The following is a 22,202-nucleotide window of genomic DNA, read 5'->3' as shown; positions in this document are numbered from 1 at the left end:
ATGAAAAAAGTACTAATTGTTGATGACGAGCCGGTAATTAGAGAGGGGCTGCCTTATATTATTGATTGGCAGGAATATGGATTTGAAATTGTTGGTTCTGCCCAAAATGGGAAAGAAGGAATAAAACTAATTAAAGAATACCATCCTGATTTAGTAATAACAGATATACGAATGCCTGAGATGGACGGGTTAGAAATGATACAGACTGCCCAAAAAAGAGGAGAAACTTTTTATTCTATTATTCTATCAGGATATTCAGAATTTACTTACGCTCAAAAAGCCATTCGCTTAGGAACAGTATCTTATTTGTTAAAACCAATAGATGAAGATGAATTAACAGATATATTGTTAGGGATACGAAAAAAAGTAGATAAACAGAAAGAGACGAATAATGATATCTACAATGTTCTAAGGAAAAATATTTTTGAAGGGGATTTTACACCCTGTACACAAGAATATAGGTTGGCTTGTTTAATACGTTTTTCAAACCAATCCATAGCAAGGGAATTTCAGACAAGAATAAGGGAGAATAAAAACGTTCTTTGTTATTTATTAACACACGATGATTATACGTATATATTGACACTAATTTTAGATGATTTTGATTTAAATACCTTGGAAAGGGAACTGCTGTCTATAGCTAGTCAAGAAGGGGAAGTTATACTTCAGTCTTCATGGCAAAATAAAAGCAGCCATTTGAAACAGCTATATAAAGAGATAAGAAAGTTAAAAGATATTACCTTTTCTTATGCTAACTTAGGTCTTATTTCAAATGAAAGAATAAAAAGTTTACAAGCCAAAACTCATTTTACAGGAAATATAACAGAGCAGCTGTTAAAGGATATTTTGTATGAGGGAGATCTTGCAAATTCTCTTTTTAAATATAAGGAAAACTTCCGTTATCATTCACTACATGAAAATGAAATCAAATGGAATGTCAGTAAGGAGTTCCAAAGTGTTGTAAATAACGTGATAGATACTATTAATCCAACAGATAGAGAGCGCTTGCAGGAAGTGGTAAATACTGCTGAAAAGAGTATCGCAAGAAGTAGAACGATGGAACAGTTAATGAAGGAAATGGAAAATAGTTATCGAGTGTTGCAGCAAATTGTGAATGAAAGCTTTAATAGAATTAATACTATCCAAGAAATAGAAAGATATACACAAAAACACTACAAGGAAGATTTAAATCTTAAAATTATATCAGAGCACTTTAATTATAACAACGCTTACATCGGCAAAAAATTCAAAAAAGAAACTGGAAAAAGCTACTCTCAATATCTAGATGAAATACGGATGGGCAAAGCAAAACAACTACTAAAAGATTCTAATTTAATGATTTATGAGATTGCAGAAAGAACAGGTTATGCTAATTTGGACTATTTTTATAAAAAGTTTAAGCGACATTGTGGCATGTCACCAAATGAATACCGAAAATTACAAGGTAATGGGTGAAGCGATGAATAGTAGGAAGCTTTATCAAACTCTAAATTACATATCCACTTTCTTTCTTTTGAATCTATGTTTTGTATTCAGTAACATATTATTCTTTACTGCTTTATTGCTTTTTCCATTTTCCCTAGAAAATATTATGCTGTTTTATATATCGCTTCTTCCTATGGGAGCAAGTCTCACTGCCCTTTTCTCCACTAACGGCCGATTGTTAAGAGAAGGAAGTATCACTCCGGTAAAAGATTTTTTCATGGATTATAAAACAAATTTTAAACTCAGTTTTATTTATTGGTTTATACAGTTAACCATCCTTTTAATCTTATTTGTTGATTTTTTTTATATGCTACAAAAAAATAATTTAATACTGGCTTGTGTAGTTGCTATTCTTTTAGCAATTGTCTTTATCACCACAAGTATTGGTCTTAGTGTATTAAGCAGATTTGAAAGTAATATGAAAACATTATTAAAAGCAGGACCGTTTATATTGTTGCGATTTCCAGGAAAAGCATTCTTACACTTATCCACTTCTGTTATTCTAGTTGTCTTTTTTTACTATGTCCCCGCTGTATCCTTTTTATTTGCTTTTAGCCTGTTCGGCTTTATTTTAATGTATTATACAAATCCGGTGCTGTATCGGCTAGAGAAGGAGTTAAAAAAATGAAAAACAGTCCAAAAAACTATCTATATATTTTTATCCCTCTAGTAATGTTTCTGATGGCAAGCTGCAATCAAGAAAAAGAACATGCTTCGCCTATAAAAAGCAGCATAAGCTTAAAAAACATCGAGCAGGCAAGTGAGCTGCGTATTAAACAACAGGACAGTTCGATAAAACTAAGCAAAGAAGGAAGTTATTGGACTGTAAAGGAACAGACTTTCCAAGATGATATGGCAAATCAATTTGTTCTAGCTTTATCAAGTATGAGAGGAGATAAAGTGAAAGAGCAGAAGGAAATGGATTTATTAATCGAGGTGGCAGCAGATCAATCACAAATGAAGTTATATAAAAAGAAAAATCAATATTATTTAGTGAGACAAAACCAAACTTATCAGCTTTCTTATGTTCCAAACCTTGTGAAATTCTACTCACCGATAATTTTTTCAGAAAGGAAGGCATTTCCACTAGAAGCAGATCAGATAAAAAAGATTGAATTTCGAGGAAAGCAAGCTCACTATTCCTTGAGTAAACAAACTACTTATTCATCGGTCGAAAAAGCACCCTTTATAAGTGGATGGTTTCTTCATGACTATTATTCACACGATTATTCAGTGGAATACAAAAAAATGGATGAAATCTTGTCTACACTTACACATTTAAAAGTATCAGATCCATTAAAAGAAATCGATCAAAGTAAGCTGACCAATTGGAAGGAGATTATTATTCAAGAAGAGGGTAAGGAATATACTTTACAATTGCTAAAGGATGAAAATAATCAATACTATGCGACCGTTAATAAAGAAAAAAAGCTTTTTTTCGTTCCAAAAGGGCAAATTGAAAATTTAGTAAATCACCCTTTTTCTATTATCGATAAGTTTCTGTGCCTTATTATGGCAGATGCTTTGAACAAGTGGACAATTGAAGGCAAACAATCAGAGCAGATTACTGCTTTCCATCGACTTAATAGTAAGTCAGATAAAATTATTTCTTCCTTTCAATTAAATAATAGAAATATAGACGAAGCAGACTTTCGAAATTTATATCAATATATTGCTGTACTATCTGCAAATGAGGAATATAAAGGAGAGGCATTAGAAAATAACCCTTATTTGAAAATGACGTACGATTTTACATCTGACGGAAGCGAACATAGTCGAAAACTAGAATTTTATCCATTGAAAACTAATGATAGTATGTTCGCTATTAAAGAAAATGGCAATATTGATTTTGTTATCAAAAAAGACCAATTAGTAACGAGGCTTAAGCAAGTAAATGAATTTGATTAATCGAATAATTAGATGGCTGAATTCCTTTATATAGGGCAGCTTAGAAATATATCCAAGAGGCAAATTTGAAGTAGTACTTCTAGAAGAGAAATTTGCCTGTTATCAAAGTGCTCATTCAATCATGAGCACTTTTGGTTTATTACTGTTTGAAAGTATATCAATAGATTAAACGCTTTCAAAACACTATTTTTTACTACTTACTACACTAAGAATTACTATTAAAAATGAAAGCGTAACCAATTATACTTTATCTATAAAGAAGTTACTTTAGTTAGGGAGTGGGGAGAGATGGAGATAGCACCTCTTGTTAAGCAAGAAAAAAAGCCCCAAAAGGAGAAAAAGATCACCTGGAAAAAGCTGAAAGATCAAAAAGTACTTATCATGATGGCACTACCCTTGGTAATTTGGCTTATCGTATTTTGTTATGTACCTCTTTTTGGATGGATAATGGCTTTTCAAGATTATAAGCCTGCATTAGGAGTTCTAGGATCTCCATGGGTTGGACTTAAGCACTTTAAAGCACTGTTTGAGGACGAATTGTTTTATCGGGCATTAATTAATACTTTGGGAATGGGTGGATTAGGGATTGTTTTTGGAACCGCAAGTTCAATTGCTCTGGCTCTCTTATTAAATGAGCTCCGGTTCACAAGATTTAAGAAATTTACACAGACCGTATCATACCTTCCGCATTTTGTATCGTGGGTAATTGTAGCAAACATTGTAACTACCATGCTTTCAACTAATGGAGCATTGAATGAATTATTATTGTCCCTCCATATTATTGATACCCCAATACAATTTATGAGTGATCCCAATAAGTTTTGGTATATTGTCACATTCTCTGACGTTTGGAAAGAAATGGGATGGAATGCAATTATTTATCTCGCAGCAATGGTGAGTATCGATAAAGAAATGTATGAAGCAGCTTGGGTAGATGGAGCAAGTCGGTTTAAACAAATGATCCACATTACACTTCCATCTATCAAACCTATTATCCTTATACTATTAATTTTGAGTATTGGCAACCTTATTAATATCGGATTTGAAAAACAAATGCTGCTTGGGAATAATATCGTAGCAGATAAAGCGCTTGTACTGGACAAGTATGCTCTTGATTACGGTATTGGTATGTTTAGATATTCCTATGGTACAGCAATAGGAATTTTTAAATCAGTCGTTAGTATTATTCTTATCTTTATATTTAATAATATTGCCAAAAAATCAGGGAATGGCGGACTTATGTAAGGAGGCTAATATGACAAATTTATTCAGGAAGAAAAAGAGCATAAATCGACCTACTGGCTTTGATGTAGTCATTGGATCAATAATGATCATCATCATTATCGCCACACTCTATCCATTTTTAAATGTTCTAGCTATTTCATTAAATGATTCAGTGGATACAGCTAAAGGTGGATTGCACATTTTGCCAAGGGAATTTACTTTTGCAAACTATATAGAAATCTTCAGCAATAATGATCAACTGCTGTTAGCCTTTACCAATTCTGTTTTAAGAACAGTCATTGGTACTATTGCAGGAGTCTTATGTACATGTGTCATGGCTTATGTCATTAGCCGAAAAGACTTCATCTTTCGAAAACATCTTACAACATTGCTGATTGTTACGATGTATGTCAGCGGCGGGCTAATCCCTGGATATATTTTAATTCGCAATTTAGGATTGATTAACAGTTTTGCTGTCTATATTATTCCAGCATTACTAAGTGCTTTTAATGTAATCGTTATAAGATCCTTTATTGATAGTTTACCAGATGCACTGGAAGAATCAGCAAAAATAGACGGAGCAAATGATTTTGTTATATTTTACAAGATTATTATGCCGTTATGCATTCCAGCGATTGCTACAATAGCTCTTTTTATCGCTGTTGGTCAATGGAATAGCTGGTTCGATACCTATTTATATGCGAGGGGGAATGTTAATCTAACAACACTACAATATGAATTAATGAAGATTTTAGACAATGCTAGTGCACAATCAACGGGAAATGTCAGTAATTCAGCTATGGAGCAATTAAATGCAGGAAAAACTACTCCAGAATCTATTAAGATGGCAATCACTATTATTGCTACTGTACCTATATTGCTAGTATATCCATTTCTGCAAAAATATTTTGTTTCAGGATTAACATTAGGAGCAGTGAAAAATTAATCAGCTAGGTTAGCCTATTTTGCTTATTATTAGGAGGGATTTTTAATGAAATGGAAGAAAATCATAATGGCAGGTTCAGTGTTATCGGCAAGTCTGTTACTTGCAGCTTGTAATAATGCTGTTGATTCAGAAAAAGAGCAAGATGGAGACATTACAACCCTAACGTTTTTTAGTGCGGATTTAACGAAGGATGACAAATTTGATAATCCGGTTGCTAAAGAAATTACCAAAAAAACAGGGGTAAAGTTAGAAATTTCTCATCCGGTTGGTGGCGATACACAAGCAGTTCCTTTAATGATTGCAAGCGGCGATTATCCTGACTTAATTTTTGGCAAAGGCGATCTTAATAAATTAATTGATGCTGGAGCTGTTATCCCATTAGATGAACTGATTGAAGACAAGGGGGAAAATTTGAAAGCTCTGTATGGTGATCAACTAGTCCGCCTAAAGAACAATACAGAAGATCCGCAGATTTACCATGTGGGTACAGGCGGCATGACGAATACAGTATTAAATCCTAGCGGAACATTTAAAATACAATTAGAAGTATTAAAAGAATTAGGCTATCCAGAGATTAAAACTTTAGAAGATTACGAGAATGCTTTAAAAGCTTATAAAGAAAAGTATCCGCAAATCAATGGACAAGATACGATTGGCTTATCTTTATTAGGTAGTGACTGGAGATGGCTCATTACAGTAGGAAACCCAGCAGGATATGCATCTGGATATCAGGATGATGGGCAATGGCTGGTGGATGAAAGTACAGGCGAGACAAGATATAAATTCCAAGATGAGAAAGTAAAAGAGTACTTTAAATGGCTCAACCATATGTATGATGAAGGATTAGTAGATCCAGAGAGTTTTACTCAAAAATATGACACATATATCGCAAAAATATCTTCGGGTCGTGTCATAGGTTTAGCGGATCAAAACTGGGATATAAATGATGGAATTGCGGCCCTTAAAGCAGACGGCCAGTCGTGGAGAACTTACGCACCACTTCCTGTGACATTGGAAGAAGGTATTTTACAGCCAGATACAAAAGACTATGGATATACAGGTACGATTGGTGTTTCCATTTCCTCTACAAGTAAACAACAAGAAAAGGCTTTTGAATTTTTAGACTGGATGGCGTCAGAAGAAGCACAAATCTTAGTTAACTGGGGGATTGAAGGAGAAAACTATGAAATCAAGGATGGAAAACGTGTTGCTACCGATATTAAAGAATCGCAAACAGATCCTAATTATTCCCTTAAAACAGGAGTCGGGAACTATATTTACCCGTTTCCACAATGGGGAACAGGAGCAGTTGATTCCACTGGGCAACCAATATCAAGGTCTGATACGAAAGAATTAGCCATGTCGAATTACACTGAGGAAGAAAAAGAGGTTATAAGTAGTTATGGTCATGAAGTGTGGGCAGACTTATTCCCATCCCCAGATGAATTAGGACAGACAAAGCACGGTCGTGCTTTTGAAATAGCTATTCCAGCAAGCAGTGATTTGACAGTGATTCAACAAAAGGCAGACGACTACACAACACAAGCAATTACTGATATTATCATTTCCCCTCCAAGTGAGTTTGAACAGAAATGGTCAGAAATGCAAACAAAATTAAAAGAGATGGGGATTGATAAAGCTAGTTCGGATATGACTGGATTAGTAAAAGATCGCATGAAGTTATGGGAGAATTAAAGATTTACTTTTATGGGTGAAACATCTGAGGAAATAAAAACTATTTCTTCTTTAAACGACTCTGTTGGAACAAAGCAGAATAGTTTTTCCTATCTTTCAAATGTTTCATCCCTTTAAGGGGAGATTGGTAATGGCTGTCATAAGTTTTGATGTAGGTGGAACATATGTGAAATATGGATTGATCGAAGACTCTCACATTGTTCAAAAAGGAAAATTCAAAACAGATAAGTTTGACAAAGATAGTTTTCTATCTAGTTTGGCTGCAAAAATAGAAGAATTGAGCCTGTTAGCATCTATTAAAGGAATAGGTATAAGCTTTCCAGGGTTTATTGATACAGTAAATGGAGTTCCTATTCTTGCAGGCGCAATTACTTCTATAAATGGAGTAAATATAGTAAATGAAGTAAAGAGAAGATTAACAATGGATTGTCCAATCTATATAGAAAATGATGCGAATTGCGCCGCTATAGCAGAAAAGTATAATGGTGCAGCAATTGATAATAATGATTTTATTCTCTTAACACTTGGGACGGGAGTAGGCGGTGCGATTTACTATCAGAATCAAACAATGAAGGGTCACTCTTATCGAGCTGGTGAATTAGGTATGATGCTAACAGATTATGGGAGATTTCCGAATAAAACACTTCATGAGTTAGCATCCACAAGTGCACTTATCAGCCTTTATAAAGAAAAATATAGACTTCCGCCTGAAGTGGAAATAACTGGTGAAGAAATATTTTCTCTAATAAATGATTACAAGGTAGAAGCGATAATTAGAGAGTGGAGTAAGTACGTTGCGGTAGCGATATTTAATTCTGTCGTTATTTTCAATCCCGAGAAGGTTCTAATTGGTGGCGGCATAAGTCAAAATCCTGCACTATATCCTTATATAAACGAGGCATTAAACTCCATACCTTACTGGCAAGATTTCATGATACCTGTTGAAATTTGTAAGCATTATAATGATTCGGGTTTATGGGGGGCTTATATTTTAGTAGAAAACCATTTAAAGCAAGGGGAGTGTGAAAGAAATGAAATTTCTTAACGGCGGATGGTTAGTTAAAGACGGTTTTGAAGTGAATTATGCTACACATGTGTATTCGACAAGACAATCAAAAAATATCTTAACTTTATATGCTCCTTTTTCCTATATAAATCATAAAGGGTCAACATTAGATGGCGGGATGATGACCATTGAACTATTCACTCCACATCCAGATATAATCGGTGTCAGAATGTACCATTATAAAGGAACAAAAAAACTTGAGCCGTGTTTTGTGATCAATAAAAAAGAAATTGTTCCAGATATTTCAGAATCGGAATCTGCATATTCTTTTGTTGCTGGGGATTTAAGTGCCGTTGTGACAAAGGGAGAAACCTTTACGATTACTTTTAAATATAAGGGACGAATCCTTACAGAAAGCAATCCAAGAAGTAAAGGATATATTAAAGATCCACAGGGAGATTCCCATATCAGTGAACAATTGTCTATTGGTGTAGGAGAAAACATTTATGGCTTAGGAGAACGGTTTACTAATTTTGTGAAAAACGGGCAAACAGTCGATATTTGGAATGCAGACGGAGGGACTGGTACGGAACAGGCATATAAAAATATTCCATTCTATGTAAGCAGCAATGGGTATGGTGTATTTGTGAATACTCCAGGGAAAGCTAGTTTTGAAATTGGAAGTGAAAAGGTGTCGAAGGTGCAATTTAGCGTACCTGGTGAAATGATGGAATATTATGTAATTGGGGGCGGAAATCTAAAGCAAGTATTAGAAAATTATACTGACTTGACAGGGAAACCATCAATGCCGCCCGCATGGTCCTTTGGTCTTTGGTTAAGTACTTCCTTTTTAACAGATTATGATGAAAAAACAGTTACTTCTTTTGTAGATGGAATGGCAGAGCATGATATTCCTTTAGAAGTTTTTCATTTTGATTGTTTATGGATGAAAGAATATGAATGGTGCAATTTTACTTGGGATCAAGATATCTTTCCAGAACCTGAAAAGATGTTAGCGAGGTTAAAAGCAAAAGGATTAAAAATCTGTGTTTGGATTAATCCGTATATTGGCCAAAAGTCACCTTTATTTGATGAAGGAATGGAAAAAGGCTACTTCTTAACAAAAGCTAATGGTGATATTTGGCAATGGGATAAGTGGCAAGCAGGAATGGCAATTGTGGATTTTACTAATCCTGCAGCAGTAAAGTGGTATCAGTCCCAGTTAACCTCTTTGCTTGATATGGGAGTCGACTCTTTTAAAACAGATTTTGGCGAACGTATTCCAATAGATTGCGTTTATTATGACGGATCTGATCCGGAAAGAATGCATAATTACTATGCCTATTTGTATAACGAAGTAGTTTATAACCTTTTAGTAGAGGTGCGCGGCAAAGAAGAAGCCGTAGTCTTTGCCAGGTCTGCATCCGTTGGTTCGCAAAAGTTTCCAGTACATTGGGGTGGGGATAGTACTTCTGATTATCCATCAATGGCTGAAACACTTCGGGCAGGGTTATCTTTTGGCCTTGGCGGTTTTGGTTATTGGAGTCATGATATCTCAGGATTTGAGGCAGGAGCAACGCCAGATATTTATAAAAGATGGACGCAGTTTGGCCTATTATCTTCCCATAGCCGCTATCACGGAAGCTGGGAGTATAAAGTGCCTTGGATGTATGGAGAAGAGGCAGTGGAGGTTACACGCACCTTTACAAAATTGAAACTGAGTTTAATGCCATATTTAATTGCTCAATCTGTATATACTGCAGAAAAAGGGATACCTATGATGAGACCAATGGTTTTAGAGTTCCCACATGATATTTCTACTCATACTTTAGATCGTCAATACATGCTCGGAGATCATCTATTAGTAGCACCAATTTTTAGAGAAGACGGCAAAGTTAATTTTTATGTACCAGAGACAAAAGGAGTTTGGACCAATTATTTAACAGGAGAATTATATGAGGGTGGTCATTGGTATGAGCAATCGTATGATTATTTTACGCTGCCGTTATTGGTCCGCCCAAATAGCATTATTATCGAAGGAAGCTGCAGGGAACATGCAGTATATGATTATACGGAAAAGCCGAAGATTCACGTATATGATTTACATGAAAACCAACTCCTTTCAGCTGCGATATATAGCAAAGATGGAGAAAAACAAGCGAATGTCATGTTATCGAAAAAGCACGGGCAGTATGAAATAGAGGTTACTGGCATAAATAAATATGAAATTATTTTACATGGAGTAACGGATATTCCTCCAGCTCCAGAAGTGAAAGTAGAGAATAATTCCACCCGGATTGTTTCATCCAAACAAAAATGGACACTTGGCTAAACGAGTAGAAGGGTTAAGGAAAAGGAAGGGACAGAAGTTATGTACCATAAACAACTAGATGACTTTCCAGCCGATTTTCTATGGGGTGCTGCATCAGCTGCGTACCAAATTGAAGGTGCTTGGAATGTTGATGGGAAAGGGCCTTCTATCTGGGATACTTTCTCCAAAATAAAAGGAAAAACATATGAAGGAACAACTGGAGATGTAGCCGTCGATCATTATCATTTATATAAGGATGATGTGAGATTGATGGCAGAAATGGGTTTAAGGGCATATCGCTTTAGCGTTTCTTGGAGCAGAGTAATTCCAGATGGTGACGGTCGTGTGAATGAAGCAGGCTTATTATTTTATGAAAGATTAGTAGATGAGTTATTGGCTAATAAAATTGAGCCGGTTATCACTCTTTATCACTGGGATTTACCACAATCATTACAGGATCGCTTTAATGGCTGGGAGTCTCGAGAAACAATTAAAGCTTTTAAAAAATATTGTGAAGTGTTATATCGTAGATTGGGAAAAAAGGTTACTTATTGGGTATCCATGAATGAACAAAATGTTTTCACCACACTTGGTTACCGATGGGCCATACATCCACCTGGAGTTACCGATTTAAAAAGAATGTATGAAGCCAATCATATTATTAATCTTGCAAATGCGGAAGCAATTAAGTTATTTCATGAATTAGTGCCGAATGGAAAGATCGGACCAAGTTTTGGATATGGACCGATGTACCCTTTAAATGCAGATCCAGCTAATGTATTGGCAGCAGAAAATGGCGAGTCCTTTAACAATGATTGGTGGCTAGATGTATATTGTAAAGGGACTTATCCAAGGTTTGTGAGGAAACAACTAGCGAGACTTGGAATTGCTCCCACGGTTTTGGAAGAAGATGAAATTTTATTAAAATCTGCTAAACCAGACTTTTTAGGTATTAATTATTACCATGGTGGCACAGCACAGCAGAATCGATTGGAGCTTTCTGACAAGGATTGTGAAAAAGAATTTTTAGGAACTGATCCATATTTAATGCAGCCTAAAAGCGGTCAAGCAGTTACTCCAGAGATTCCGATGTTTAATGCAGTCGAAAATCCATATTTGCAAAAGACAGATTGGGGATGGGAAATAGATCCAATTGGTTTTCGAATAGCATTAAGAAGAGTTCAAGCAAGATATGATTTACCAATTTTTATTACAGAAAATGGCTTAGGTGCTATTGATACAATTGCTGAGAATGGACAAATAAAGGATTATTACCGTATTGATTATTTAAAGAATCATATATTAGAAATGAAAAAAGCAATAACAGATGGAGTGGACATTATCGGATATTGCGCATGGTCTTTTACTGATCTGTTAAGTTGGTTGAATGGATATAAAAAACGTTACGGTTTTGTTTATGTAAATAGAACGGAGCATGAAGAAAAGGATTTAAGAAGGATACCGAAAGAAAGCTATTATTGGTATAAACAGCTTATTTTAGAAAATGGTGTGTCGATTAAATAGCGGAAAGCAACACCCTGTTTCAAAGAAGTTAATAAATAAACCCAACTCAGTCTTTTATTTCCAAAAAATAAGAGTTTGTCTACAGTCTAAGAGTAGGATAAATATAATTTATCCTACTCTTAGTTTTTGGCCAGGGTAAATTTTGTCTACATTTTTCAATTGATTCCATTCCTTTATTTTTCCTGCACTTGTATGAAAATTTTTTGCTATTCGGCTGACTGTATCTCCTTTTTTGACCACATAATAGACAGCCTTTTGGGAAGGTATTTTGATTTTTTGTCCGACTTTGATGATATCTTGGTTTTCTATCTGGTTAAAAGCACGTAGAACTTTAATCGTTGTCTTAAATTTTCTGCTAATTTGATACAGGGTATCCCCTTTTTTCACAATATATTCTATATTATGTGAAGGGATTGTATTAGAATCTAATTCAAAATATGGTAATGGATTAACTGCGTTAGATTTATTGATATTCCAACGACCAATGTGTAATTCAAAGTGCAAATGCTGACCTGTTGATTCTCCTGTACTTCCCATAATGCCAATAACTTGTCCTTTTTTTACATAATCGCCAACCTTCACTTTTCGAGATCCTCTTTTCAAATGCGCATACACTGTTTCATATTCTTGTCCAGATATTTTATGAAGAATCATAATGCATTCTCCGTAACTTGCCGAGTAATAGGATCTGCTGACAATCCCGTCAGCACAAGCTTTAATTGCATTGATGCCATTGTGGGCAAAATCTATCCCAAAGTGCATGTTTTTACCAGTTGCACGAAATTCGTTTGATATATATGTCACGGAAGTTGGTTTAGAAAACATATCATATCACCTCATGATAGCATATGACGAAGTGGTTATAATTGGTTGGACTTTCCCTTTTTATTTCTTAGAAGGCATATCCCATAATCGCAGCAATTTTTCTGGGGATATCGGTGTTATCTAAAACACCATGAAATTCTTCTGCTCCTGTCCCAACTGCAAATACAACAATCATATTGCTTGTATGGCCGCCTGTTGAACTAAGCTGCTGGGTGAGTGGATGTACTATGCCTGCATGATAATGGTTCGCGATAATAGTGCCAATTTTCCAGTCCATTTGTTGTTCTCGATATACTTGTCCGTTATTTACTTTCGGATTTATTTGCAGCTGAAGCAGCTCATCTTTCCTGAGGTCTATTCCAGCATAGTCTTTAAAAACTTTCTTTATGCTTTTTGTCGTATAGCCATTTTTTGTTTTTTTCTTTATTAATTGCTGAGCCATATAATGAGGGGACGCTGAAACCTTTTTTAAACCACTAATATCTAACGCTTCTGTAGCAGATATGCCCATTGTTTCGTGATCTGCTGCAACAACAACCAATGTATCGTTTCTTTTATTCGCCCATTCCACACAGTACTTAACCACTTCATCAAATGCAACTGTTTCTTTCCATATACCAGTTATATCAGAAGCATGAGAGGCGTGATCTATTCGACCTCCTTCAATCATTGCAAAAAATCCTTTTTGTTCACTTGATAGCACGTCTAATGCCTTTTTCGTCATTTCTTCCAATGTTGGTTCAGTTGTTTTGATATGACTTCTATCAAGTTGAAAATTCAAATGAGCATCACCGAATAATCCAAGCCATTTTTGGGCATTCGTTTTTTCTAATTCCTCAGCGGTTGTTAGAAAATCATATCCAGCTTTTTTATAAGCACCGATAAGATCAATTCCTCGTTTATCCTTATGAGTAAAGTACTTTTTGCCTCCTCCCATGATAATATCCACCTTATTATTCAATTGTTGTTTAGCAATTTCCTCCTGGTCTGCCCATCTATTATTGACGCTTGCGGTAAAGCTGGCAGGTGTTGCATCTGTAACAGAATTTGTCGTGATGATGGCCGTTTTTTTACCATCCTTTTTAAATTTGTCTAAAATACTATCTACATTTTTTCCTTCTGGTGTAATACCTATCATTCCATTATTTGTTTTCCTTCCTATTGCAAGGGCTGTTCCTCCAGCAGCAGAGTCTGTTACCCGATTATTGCTAGATGAAGTATGAACTATGGCAGTATAGGGAAGTGTTTCTAGAAAAAGTCTTCCATTTACTCCATGTTCAAATAATCGAGCAATCTCCATTTGTCCAATGCCCATACCATCACCGATGAGCAAAATAACATTTTTTGGTTTTCTCTGTTGTTCCTTGCTAAAAGCAGGCTTTTCTACCATTGTTTGCATGGAAAGAAAGAACCCTAAACTAATGGAAAGAAAGGCGATAAGTAGTCTTTTCAAGTCTTTTCCCCTCCTTTATTTTTTGCTTTTAATCCTATATAGCATTTGAAAAAAAACAAATTTTTAACCACTTGTAACTAAATGTCACTTTTTTTCTGAAAAAAAACTGAATTAATGAAGAGATGACATAAAAAAAGAAGACAAGCATACATTTTAATAAGTCATCCTATATATGTCATTACAAAGCAGCCAATTTAAACTAGGAAATTTCATTAAGGAGGAACTATTGTGAATACTATCTATTCTTTTTTGCCTAAAGCAATCGAAAATCATATTCTCACAATCCCTCCATCAGAAAGATTAGGGATGGAAGAGATTCGAGTTCGCATAGGTAGACCTTTAGAAGTATTTATAAATGGACGTTCTATCTTTTTTCCATTTATTGTTTCGAAAGAAGATGGGAACCAATTATTGAATAAAATCAGTCAGTATTCGGTCTATACAATGGAAGAAGAATTGAAAAGAGGATATATCACTATTCAAGGCGGACATCGGATTGGACTAGCAGGCAAGGTCATTTTACAAGATAGCAAAGTTAAGGCAATAAGGGATGTAGCATCTTTTAATATTCGAATTGCAAAGGAGCAAATTGGCATTGCTAACCCATTTATTCCTTATTTATATGATAAAGGGAAATGGCGTCATACGATGATTATTGGCCCTCCACAGACCGGGAAAACGACTTTATTGAGGGATATTGCTAGATTAATTTCTTCTGATACGGAAAATTCTTTGTTAAAACCAGCTAAAGTAGGAATTGTGGATGAGCGGTCTGAAATTGCCGGATGCTTGGATGGTATTCCACAAATGACATTTGGTCCCCGTGTAGATGTACTGGATGCTTGTCCAAAAGCAGAAGGAATGATGATGATGATTCGCTCCATGAGTCCAGACGTCCTCATAGTGGATGAGGTTGGTCGGAAAGAGGATGAAGAAGCAATACTAGAAGCAGTGAATGCAGGTATTCAATTAATAATGACTACACATGGTTCAAGCTTGGAAGAAGTAAAAAAACGACCAATGCTTTCTAGCATGATAAAAATGGGCATATTCGAACGTTATATTGAATTAAATAGAAGGAAAGGTCCTGGGACTGTGACAGCGATAAAAAATGGACAAGGCCAGTTATTGATGGATGAAATGAAGGTGAAATAAATGATTAAAATAATTGGTGCAATCTTGATCCTTGCTTCTACAAGCTGGGGTGGAATGGAATTTTCCAAGCTATTAAGTCAAAGACCAAAGCAAATTCGCGCATTAAAATCTGCTCTGCAATCTTTAGAGGCGGAGATTATGTATGGACATACCCCCTTGCATGAAGCGAGTAGACGATTAGCTGAACAATTAAGTGAACCATTACGTTCTTTTTTTGCGAGCTTTGCAGAACGCCTGCTTAAAGAGGATACAACAGTGAAAGAGGCATGGACAGCCTCTTTGCATGAGATTTGGAAAAAAACAGCGATGAAGGATTCAGAATTAGAAATTATGAAACAATTTGGAGAAACATTAGGAAGACATGATCGTTTTTCCCAGCAGAAGCAGATTATGTTAACACTTACCCATCTGGAAAGAGAAGAAGAGGAAGCAAGGGAAATACAAGGGAAATATGAAAAAATGATAAGGAGCTTAGGATTTCTTTCGGGTCTGCTGATTGTCATTTTATTGATGTAGTTTAGGAGGAGACTTTTATGGGTTTAGAGGTCGATATTATATTCAAAATCGCTGGTGTTGGAATCGTTGTTGCTTTTTTACACACAATCCTCGACCAAGTCGGCAAAAAAGAATATGCACAGTGGGTTACATTATTTGGATTTATTTACATTCTATTTATGGTAGCGAATATTGTAAATGACCTATTCCAGAAAATCAAAGCAGTATTTTTATTCCAAGGGTAAAGGAGGATATCATCATTGAAATTCTTCAAATAGTTGGAATTGCACTTGTTTCCACATTTTTAGCACTCGTTGTAAAAGAACAAAAGCCAAATATCGCCTTTTTATTAGTTGTTTTTGTCGGCTGTGCCATCTTTCTTTTTCTTGTAGACCAAATAGCTGCAATCATCCAAATGGTGGAAAGAATCGCATTGAATGCAAAAGTAAATACCGTTTATGTCGAAACGATTCTAAAAATAATTGGTATTGCCTATATTGCAGAATTTGCTGTGCAAATTACAAAAGATGCGGGACAAGGATCGATCGCATCCAAGATTGAACTAGCAGGGAAGATATTAATATTGGCAATGGCTGTTCCGATCTTAACCGTCTTAGTTGAAACTATTTTAAATATGATTCCCAATTAACTTAGGAAACCGCTTATTTCGAGGTGAAAAAATTGAAAACAAAGCTGAAAGTCGTCCTACTCGTTATGGCAGCTCTCTTTTTTCTATATCAACCGATTGTACAAGCCTCACCTCACGAATCACCAGACTCTCAAGAAGCAGAAACAGCAGAAGAAATAAAGGAAGAAGGAATGGATCCGACAAAATTAGTTGAATCTCAACTAGAATCTCTGGATCTCAATGAATTAACAACTTTTTGGGATTCCATTAAAACAGAGTATGGTGGTTTTCTCCCAGAAAGTCAAAAAGGCAGTCTATATGATTTTATGACAGGGAATAAAAGCTTTGATTTACAAGGGTTCTTTCATGGAATGCTTCAATTTGCTTTCCACGAGATTATTGTAAATGGAAAATTATTAGGTTCGTTAATTCTACTGACTATTTTTAGTGTCATGCTTCAAATGCTTCAGAATTCATTTGAGAAAAGCTCCATCAGTAAGGTGGCATATGCGATTGTCTTTATGGTTTTAATTATTCTGGCATTAAATAGCTTCCATGTCGCTATTACTTATGCCAGTGATGCTATTTCGAATATGACCCATTTTATATTAGCCTTTGTCCCGCTATTGCTGGCGCTTATGGCAGCCTCTGGCGGTGCCATATCTGCTGCATTCTTCCATCCGGTTATATTATTTTTGATGAATACAAGCGGTATGTTAATTGAATATATTGTGCTGCCTCTATTATTCTTATCAACGCTGCTTCATGTTGTCAGCAGTTTGTCCGAACAATATAAAGTTACTCAGCTAGCTAATTTGCTGCGTAATATTAGTATTGGGATTCTAGGGATTTTCTTAACTATCTTCCTAGGAGTAATTTCTGTGCAAGGAGCATCTTCTGCAATCACGGATGGAATTACAATCAAAACAGCTAAGTTTGTAACTGGTAATTTCATCCCGGTGATTGGACGAATGTTTACCGATGCAACAGATACAGTCATTAATGCTTCGTTATTATTAAAAAACACGGTTGGAATCGCAGGAGTAGTTATTCTCCTTCTTCTCGTAGCTTTTCCAGCCATAAAAATTTTAATGATTTCTTTTATCTATAAATTTGCAGCAGCGATTCTACAGCCAATTGGCGGCGGGCCTGTTATTAAATGTTTGGATGTTATTAGTAAAAGTGTCATTTATGTCTTTGCGGCACTTGCGATTGTATCCCTGATGTTTTTTCTAAGCATTACAGTGATCATTGTTGCTAGTAATCTAACGATGATGGTTAGGTAAAAAGGGGGCGAAAGAATGAATTTTATTACAGAATGGGTTACAAATATTATTCTATTTATTTTGTTAGCAACGGTCGTAGATATGCTACTGCCTAACTCTACCTTTCAGAAATATGCAAAGATGGTCGCAGGCCTGCTCTTAATAACCGTCATTTTAACACCTGTATTTAAGCTGATATCCAGTGACTTTGAAGCAGTGTTTTCAGCTAGTGCCATGGGTGAACCTGAACAAAAAAATATGAATAATTCCATTGAATTAAAAAAAAGAGAAATACAAGCCTCACTTGATGAATATACATTAAATAAAATGGCTGTCCAATTAAAAGAGGATGCAAATGAGGAGTTGATAGCAAATTACGGAATGGAGATTAATTCAATTCAATTATCAATTGACAAAGAAAAAGAGGGTGGCTTTCCTGCAAATCTAACTGAAATGGTTATTCATATGAAGGAAAGCCAGGATCCCAATAATGTTGTGGAAGCTGTAAACCCTGTTCGAATTGATACACAGCAACCTCTTCTTGATAAAAAGGAAACAAAGCAAATGGACACAGAAAGTATTATTTCCTTTCTTTCTGAAAAGTGGGAAGTGCGAAATGATGCAATTGTAATTATGTACGAAGGAGGGGAGGAGGGGAAAAATGGATAAAAAGGACAAAGGGCCATTAAGCTGGTTGAAAAATATTCTGTCAAGCGACGGAAACGAAAAAAAACAGGGGAAAACCACTTATATTGTCATCGTTGTATTATTTGGAGCAGCCATTATGCTGTTAAGCAATATGTTCTTTAAAGACAATAATAAAGCTCAAGAAGTCGCTGCTTATAATAATGAAGCATCTTCTGAAGAGGTGGAAGAGACATTTGGGCAAAAAGCCAATAGTAGTAATTTAACCATTGCTGATTATGAAGAACAATATAAAAAAGAAATTAAAGAAGCCATATCAGCGATAGCAGGGGTTAAAGACGCAATTGTCTATGTAAATATAGAAGGATCAGAAAAGAAAGTATATGAAAAAAACCAATCCCAAACGATCCAGAAAACAGAAGAAAAGGATACACAGGGAGGGAATCGAAATGTGGAAGAAACATCGAATGAAGAAACAGTTGTATTAGTACCGAATGGAGATAAACAAGTTCCGCTTGTAGTGGAGACGATGAAACCTAAAATTGCAGGAGTTCTCGTTGTTGCAAAAGGAGCTGGAGATATAAAAGTAAAAACGATGATTGTAGAAGCAGTTACTCGGGCGCTGGATGTTCCTAGTCATAGAGTTTCTGTACAACCTAAACAAAACTAAGGGGGAAGAATAGATGTTATTAAAAAAGCAAACGGTATGGTTGTTAACAATGTTAAGCTTGGTAGTGGTGTTATCCGTATACTATATTACTTCACCGGAATCCCGTGTAAATGAATTTGCAGCAACAGAGGATAATAATAAAGAAAAAAGCAATGATGCAGAAGAAGCAGCGAAAGATAGCAAAGGAGAAAGCACGGTTACTACTACTGATTCTGAAGCAGTATTTGAACAAATGCGCCTAGATCTAATGGAACAACGTGACAAAATGAAAGAAGAGTTAGTAACTATTCAAGGATCTAAAGATAAAACTGCAGAAGAAAAAAACGAAGCAACTGAAAAAATCAACGAACTTCAAGAAATGACAGATAATGAAAAGATAATGGAAAGCCTTATTAAAGCAGAAAACTATGAAGATGTACTTGTTCAGACTGCTGATAATGGCACAGTAAAAGTAACAGTGAAAGCAGAAGAACTTTCTGCAGATGCTGCCAATGAAATCGTTCAGCTAGTCCGCAAAAATATGGATGCACCAAATGCAAATGTTGCGGTAAAAATTGATCCGAAATAAATAGAGCTGTGAAGCAGCAAGGACAAGAAGAGGGGAAAAGCGAATAGTACGTTTAAAACTGTAGTTCACTGCTAGAAAGTGACTACAGTTTTTTAAATAACTAAAAGCAGCAGGAAGAAGAATACAACTATTTCCTCTAACATAGTCTTATCTCTATTGAAGAGTAAATTCGGTAAAGCGTACAAAGAGCAGCAGCCTCGTTAAAGGAATAAGCAAGGAATTTTAAAATAATGCTTATTAGGGGAAAACTTCTGCTATTCATTCCTCCTCACGATAATTAATTTTTGCTCTTTTTAAAGTAAATATAATAGTAAGCGATTTCGGATTAATTGGTCAGCTTTGATTAGTTATTTTATAAAGATAGTGGTATGATAAGTAGGGAGAAAGAGAGATGATTTCCTGCAGATTTAACTTTCTGAGAAAAATATGGAAAAAGATTTAGTAGCAAAAAAGTCATGTTTTAAAGATGCTTATTGAATTATCATAAGGTCTTATCGTATGATATTAGTATCTAGTCCTAATAGAATGTTTTAAGGGGTGCAATTATATGTTAAAGATTTCAGAAATTAAAGAACTAATAAAATTAATAGATGAATCGACTATTAGCAATTTTTTATATGAACAAGATGGCGTGAAAGTTGAAATTAAAAAGAACATGGGGGAAATAGCAGCACAAGCTCCAGTTGTGGCAAAAACATTTCAACCAGAAGAAGTAAAAGTAACAAAAGAAGTAGCAGTGGAAAGTGTAGTTGCAGACACACCTGTAAAATCAAGTGATGATAACTTACATAAAATTACTTCTCCAATGGTAGGAACTTTTTATCAATCAGCCTCTCCAGACTCTCCTGCATTTGTTAAAGAGGGGGATAAGGTTACAAAGGATTCTGTTGTTTGTATCGTAGAAGCGATGAAATTATTTAACGAAATTACAGCAGAAGTAGATGGCGAAATTGTAGAAATCCTTGTAAAAGATGGAGAACTTGTTGAGTACGGGGAACCATTATTCTTAGTAAAGGCGTAACAAAGAGGGGTTAATCCATGATAAAAAAACTATTAATCGCAAATAGAGGAGAAATAGCTGTTCGTATCATCAGAGCTTGTCGTGAGCTGGATATTCAAACGGTAGCTATATACTCAGAAGCTGATCGTGAGGCTTTACATGTCCAAATTGCAGATGAAGCATATTGTGTTGGACCGAAAGCTTCAAAAGACAGTTATTTAAACTTTACAAACATAATTAGTGTAGCAACTTTAACAGGATGTGATGCTATCCATCCTGGATATGGTTTTTTAGCAGAGAATGCTGATTTTGCGGAACTTTGCAGAGATTGCAAAATCACGTTTGTAGGACCTAGTCCAGAGGCTATTAATAAAATGGGGACAAAAGATGTTGCAAGAGAAACAATGCGACAGGCTGGTGTGCCAATCGTACCTGGTTCCCAAGGCATTATTAAAGATGTAGAAGAGGGAATGGAACTTGCAAAAGAAATAGGATATCCAGTAATTATTAAAGCTACAGCTGGTGGCGGCGGTAAAGGTATCCGTGTAGCCAAAACGGAAGAAGAGTTGATTAAGGGGATTAACATTACCCAGCAAGAAGCATTAACGGCATTTGGTAATGCAGGTGTTTATTTAGAAAAATATATCGAGGACTTCCGCCATGTAGAGGTACAAGTGCTTGCTGATAATTATGGGAATGTCATTCACTTAGGCGAAAGAGATTGCTCGATTCAGCGAAGATTACAGAAGCTGTTGGAAGAAACACCATCTCCAGTATTAACCGAAGAAATGCGGGCGAAAATGGGAGATGCTGCTGTAAAAGCTGCAGCTGCAGTAAATTATACAGGTGCTGGAACTGTTGAATTTATCTTTGATTATCAAAATCAAGCATTTTACTTCATGGAAATGAATACGCGGATTCAAGTAGAACACCCAGTAACAGAAATGGTAACAGGTATTGATTTAATTAAAGAACAAATACTAGTTGCATCAGGTAAACCTCTTGAACATAATCAAAAAGATGTTACATTTACTGGCTGGGCAATTGAATGCCGTATCAATGCAGAAAATCCTGCGAAAAATTTCATGCCTTCACCAGGGAAAATTAAGATGTATTTACCGCCAGGTGGTTTAGGAGTACGTATTGATTCAGCTGCTTATCCTGGTTACACGATCCCACCGTACTATGATAGTATGATTGCGAAAGTGATTGCCTATGGATCTACTAGACAAGAAGCTATTTCCCGCATGAAACGAGCACTGAGTGAATTTGTAATCGAAGGTGTCGATACTACGATTCCGTTTCACTTAAATCTCCTTAATCATGAAAAGTTTGTGGCAGGCAACTTCAACACAAAGTTTTTAGAAATGTATGATTTAATGAAATCAGAAGATTAAAA

The 22,202-nt window shown here is 35.6% G+C and carries 21 protein-coding genes; 19 read left to right on the top strand and 2 right to left on the bottom strand.

Features of this window, described 5'->3' with window-relative positions; genetic code table 11:
• From NSQ89_RS12625 to NSQ89_RS12585, 9 genes are all read left to right on the top strand, one after another.
• Positions 1-1,455 (top strand): response regulator transcription factor, encoded by a 1,455-nt coding sequence (locus NSQ89_RS12625; RefSeq protein ID WP_095320804.1) that lies wholly within the window; start codon positions 1-3, stop codon positions 1,453-1,455.
• On the top strand, positions 1,424-2,113 hold the full coding sequence (locus NSQ89_RS12620) for a DUF624 domain-containing protein (RefSeq protein WP_235844477.1): 690 nt from the start codon (positions 1,424-1,426) through the stop codon (positions 2,111-2,113). The genes NSQ89_RS12625 and NSQ89_RS12620 overlap by 32 nt, the downstream gene beginning before the upstream one ends.
• Positions 2,110-3,393 carry a hypothetical protein gene (locus tag NSQ89_RS12615; RefSeq protein ID WP_341132695.1) on the top strand — a complete coding sequence of 428 codons (1,284 nt, stop codon included), beginning with the start codon at positions 2,110-2,112 and terminating at the stop codon, positions 3,391-3,393. The genes NSQ89_RS12620 and NSQ89_RS12615 overlap by 4 nt, the downstream gene beginning before the upstream one ends.
• Positions 3,394-3,681: 288 nt before the next feature.
• Complete coding sequence (locus NSQ89_RS12610; protein WP_095258941.1) at positions 3,682-4,638, top strand: ABC transporter permease; 957 nt, start codon at positions 3,682-3,684, stop codon at positions 4,636-4,638.
• A 10-nt stretch (positions 4,639-4,648) separates the two neighbouring features.
• The gene (locus NSQ89_RS12605; protein ID WP_047941144.1) at positions 4,649-5,563 is read left to right on the top strand and encodes a carbohydrate ABC transporter permease; all 915 of its coding nucleotides are present in this window, start codon (positions 4,649-4,651) and stop codon (positions 5,561-5,563) included.
• A gap of 45 nt (positions 5,564-5,608) precedes the next feature.
• Positions 5,609-7,258 (top strand): ABC transporter substrate-binding protein, encoded by a 1,650-nt coding sequence (locus tag NSQ89_RS12600; protein WP_341132694.1) that lies wholly within the window; start codon positions 5,609-5,611, stop codon positions 7,256-7,258.
• 130 nt (positions 7,259-7,388) lie between these two features.
• Positions 7,389-8,303, top strand: a complete 915-nt coding sequence (locus NSQ89_RS12595) for an ROK family protein (RefSeq protein WP_341132693.1) — start codon at positions 7,389-7,391, stop codon at positions 8,301-8,303.
• Positions 8,290-10,596 carry an alpha-xylosidase gene (gene yicI, locus NSQ89_RS12590; protein ID WP_336044519.1) on the top strand — a complete coding sequence of 769 codons (2,307 nt, stop codon included), beginning with the start codon at positions 8,290-8,292 and terminating at the stop codon, positions 10,594-10,596. The genes NSQ89_RS12595 and yicI overlap by 14 nt, the downstream gene beginning before the upstream one ends.
• A 39-nt stretch (positions 10,597-10,635) precedes the next feature.
• Positions 10,636-12,099 carry a glycoside hydrolase family 1 protein gene (locus NSQ89_RS12585; protein WP_061798461.1) on the top strand — a complete coding sequence of 488 codons (1,464 nt, stop codon included), beginning with the start codon at positions 10,636-10,638 and terminating at the stop codon, positions 12,097-12,099.
• 108 nt (positions 12,100-12,207) lie between these two features.
• Here NSQ89_RS12585 and NSQ89_RS12580 read toward each other — a convergent pair whose 3' ends face one another.
• Both NSQ89_RS12580 and NSQ89_RS12575 read right to left on the bottom strand, forming a co-directional pair.
• Positions 12,208-12,924: a M23 family metallopeptidase gene (locus NSQ89_RS12580; RefSeq protein ID WP_341132692.1), complete on the bottom strand. Its 717-nt coding sequence runs from the start codon at positions 12,922-12,924 to the stop codon at positions 12,208-12,210.
• A gap of 67 nt (positions 12,925-12,991) precedes the next feature.
• Positions 12,992-14,377, bottom strand: a complete 1,386-nt coding sequence (locus NSQ89_RS12575; protein ID WP_341132691.1) for an alkaline phosphatase — start codon at positions 14,375-14,377, stop codon at positions 12,992-12,994.
• A gap of 228 nt (positions 14,378-14,605) precedes the next feature.
• On the opposite strand from NSQ89_RS12575, the gene spoIIIAA reads away from it, so the two are divergent.
• The 10 genes from spoIIIAA (at position 14,606) to accC (ending at position 22,200) form a co-directional block, all read left to right on the top strand.
• Positions 14,606-15,532, top strand: a complete 927-nt coding sequence (spoIIIAA, locus tag NSQ89_RS12570) for a stage III sporulation protein AA (RefSeq protein ID WP_095258935.1) — start codon at positions 14,606-14,608, stop codon at positions 15,530-15,532.
• Complete coding sequence (spoIIIAB, locus tag NSQ89_RS12565) at positions 15,533-16,048, top strand: stage III sporulation protein SpoIIIAB (protein WP_047941135.1); 516 nt, start codon at positions 15,533-15,535, stop codon at positions 16,046-16,048.
• 17 nt (positions 16,049-16,065) lie between these two features.
• On the top strand, positions 16,066-16,272 hold the full coding sequence (spoIIIAC, locus tag NSQ89_RS12560) for a stage III sporulation protein AC (RefSeq protein ID WP_016204918.1): 207 nt from the start codon (positions 16,066-16,068) through the stop codon (positions 16,270-16,272).
• A gap of 8 nt (positions 16,273-16,280) precedes the next feature.
• Positions 16,281-16,676, top strand: a complete 396-nt coding sequence (gene spoIIIAD, locus NSQ89_RS12555; protein ID WP_047941134.1) for a stage III sporulation protein AD — start codon at positions 16,281-16,283, stop codon at positions 16,674-16,676.
• A 23-nt stretch (positions 16,677-16,699) separates the two neighbouring features.
• Complete coding sequence (spoIIIAE, locus tag NSQ89_RS12550; protein ID WP_082810041.1) at positions 16,700-17,941, top strand: stage III sporulation protein AE; 1,242 nt, start codon at positions 16,700-16,702, stop codon at positions 17,939-17,941.
• Between the two features lie 15 nt (positions 17,942-17,956).
• Complete coding sequence (gene spoIIIAF / locus NSQ89_RS12545; RefSeq protein ID WP_061798454.1) at positions 17,957-18,589, top strand: stage III sporulation protein AF; 633 nt, start codon at positions 17,957-17,959, stop codon at positions 18,587-18,589.
• Positions 18,582-19,235, top strand: coding sequence for a stage III sporulation protein AG (spoIIIAG, locus tag NSQ89_RS12540; RefSeq protein ID WP_341132690.1), 654 nt, complete (start codon positions 18,582-18,584; stop codon positions 19,233-19,235). The genes spoIIIAF and spoIIIAG overlap by 8 nt, the downstream gene beginning before the upstream one ends.
• Before the next feature lie 13 nt (positions 19,236-19,248).
• Positions 19,249-19,803: a SpoIIIAH-like family protein gene (locus NSQ89_RS12535; RefSeq protein ID WP_341132689.1), complete on the top strand. Its 555-nt coding sequence runs from the start codon at positions 19,249-19,251 to the stop codon at positions 19,801-19,803.
• A 547-nt stretch (positions 19,804-20,350) separates the two neighbouring features.
• On the top strand, positions 20,351-20,824 hold the full coding sequence (gene accB, locus NSQ89_RS12530) for an acetyl-CoA carboxylase biotin carboxyl carrier protein (RefSeq protein ID WP_341132688.1): 474 nt from the start codon (positions 20,351-20,353) through the stop codon (positions 20,822-20,824).
• A 17-nt stretch (positions 20,825-20,841) separates the two neighbouring features.
• Complete coding sequence (accC, locus tag NSQ89_RS12525; RefSeq protein ID WP_047941128.1) at positions 20,842-22,200, top strand: acetyl-CoA carboxylase biotin carboxylase subunit; 1,359 nt, start codon at positions 20,842-20,844, stop codon at positions 22,198-22,200.
• Positions 22,201-22,202: the final 2 nt, after the last annotated feature.

It is taken from the genome of Niallia sp. FSL R7-0648 (assembly GCF_038007005.1).
In the GTDB taxonomy this organism is placed as follows: domain Bacteria; phylum Bacillota; class Bacilli; order Bacillales; family Cytobacillaceae; genus Niallia; species Niallia circulans.
This window is presented reverse-complemented; position numbering and strand designations above follow the sequence as displayed.

What these genes read in the sequence shown, in the direction of transcription:
- NSQ89_RS12625 (WP_095320804.1), top strand. Translation starts at nt 1, where the DNA reads ATGAAAAAAGTACTAATTGTTGATGACGAGCCGGTAATTAGAGAGGGG.
- NSQ89_RS12620 (WP_235844477.1), top strand. Translation starts at nt 1,424, where the DNA reads ATGAATACCGAAAATTACAAGGTAATGGGTGAAGCGATGAATAGTAGG.
- NSQ89_RS12615 (WP_341132695.1), top strand. Translation starts at nt 2,110, where the DNA reads ATGAAAAACAGTCCAAAAAACTATCTATATATTTTTATCCCTCTAGTA.
- NSQ89_RS12610 (WP_095258941.1), top strand. Translation starts at nt 3,682, where the DNA reads ATGGAGATAGCACCTCTTGTTAAGCAAGAAAAAAAGCCCCAAAAGGAG.
- NSQ89_RS12605 (WP_047941144.1), top strand. Translation starts at nt 4,649, where the DNA reads ATGACAAATTTATTCAGGAAGAAAAAGAGCATAAATCGACCTACTGGC.
- NSQ89_RS12600 (WP_341132694.1), top strand. Translation starts at nt 5,609, where the DNA reads ATGAAATGGAAGAAAATCATAATGGCAGGTTCAGTGTTATCGGCAAGT.
- NSQ89_RS12595 (WP_341132693.1), top strand. Translation starts at nt 7,389, where the DNA reads ATGGCTGTCATAAGTTTTGATGTAGGTGGAACATATGTGAAATATGGA.
- yicI (WP_336044519.1), top strand. Translation starts at nt 8,290, where the DNA reads ATGAAATTTCTTAACGGCGGATGGTTAGTTAAAGACGGTTTTGAAGTG.
- NSQ89_RS12585 (WP_061798461.1), top strand. Translation starts at nt 10,636, where the DNA reads ATGTACCATAAACAACTAGATGACTTTCCAGCCGATTTTCTATGGGGT.
- NSQ89_RS12580 (WP_341132692.1), bottom strand. Translation starts at nt 12,924, where the DNA reads ATGTTTTCTAAACCAACTTCCGTGACATATATATCAAACGAATTTCGT.
- spoIIIAB (WP_047941135.1), top strand. Translation starts at nt 15,533, where the DNA reads ATGATTAAAATAATTGGTGCAATCTTGATCCTTGCTTCTACAAGCTGG.
- spoIIIAC (WP_016204918.1), top strand. Translation starts at nt 16,066, where the DNA reads ATGGGTTTAGAGGTCGATATTATATTCAAAATCGCTGGTGTTGGAATC.
- spoIIIAF (WP_061798454.1), top strand. Translation starts at nt 17,957, where the DNA reads ATGAATTTTATTACAGAATGGGTTACAAATATTATTCTATTTATTTTG.
- spoIIIAG (WP_341132690.1), top strand. Translation starts at nt 18,582, where the DNA reads ATGGATAAAAAGGACAAAGGGCCATTAAGCTGGTTGAAAAATATTCTG.
- NSQ89_RS12535 (WP_341132689.1), top strand. Translation starts at nt 19,249, where the DNA reads ATGTTATTAAAAAAGCAAACGGTATGGTTGTTAACAATGTTAAGCTTG.
- accB (WP_341132688.1), top strand. Translation starts at nt 20,351, where the DNA reads ATGTTAAAGATTTCAGAAATTAAAGAACTAATAAAATTAATAGATGAA.
- accC (WP_047941128.1), top strand. Translation starts at nt 20,842, where the DNA reads ATGATAAAAAAACTATTAATCGCAAATAGAGGAGAAATAGCTGTTCGT.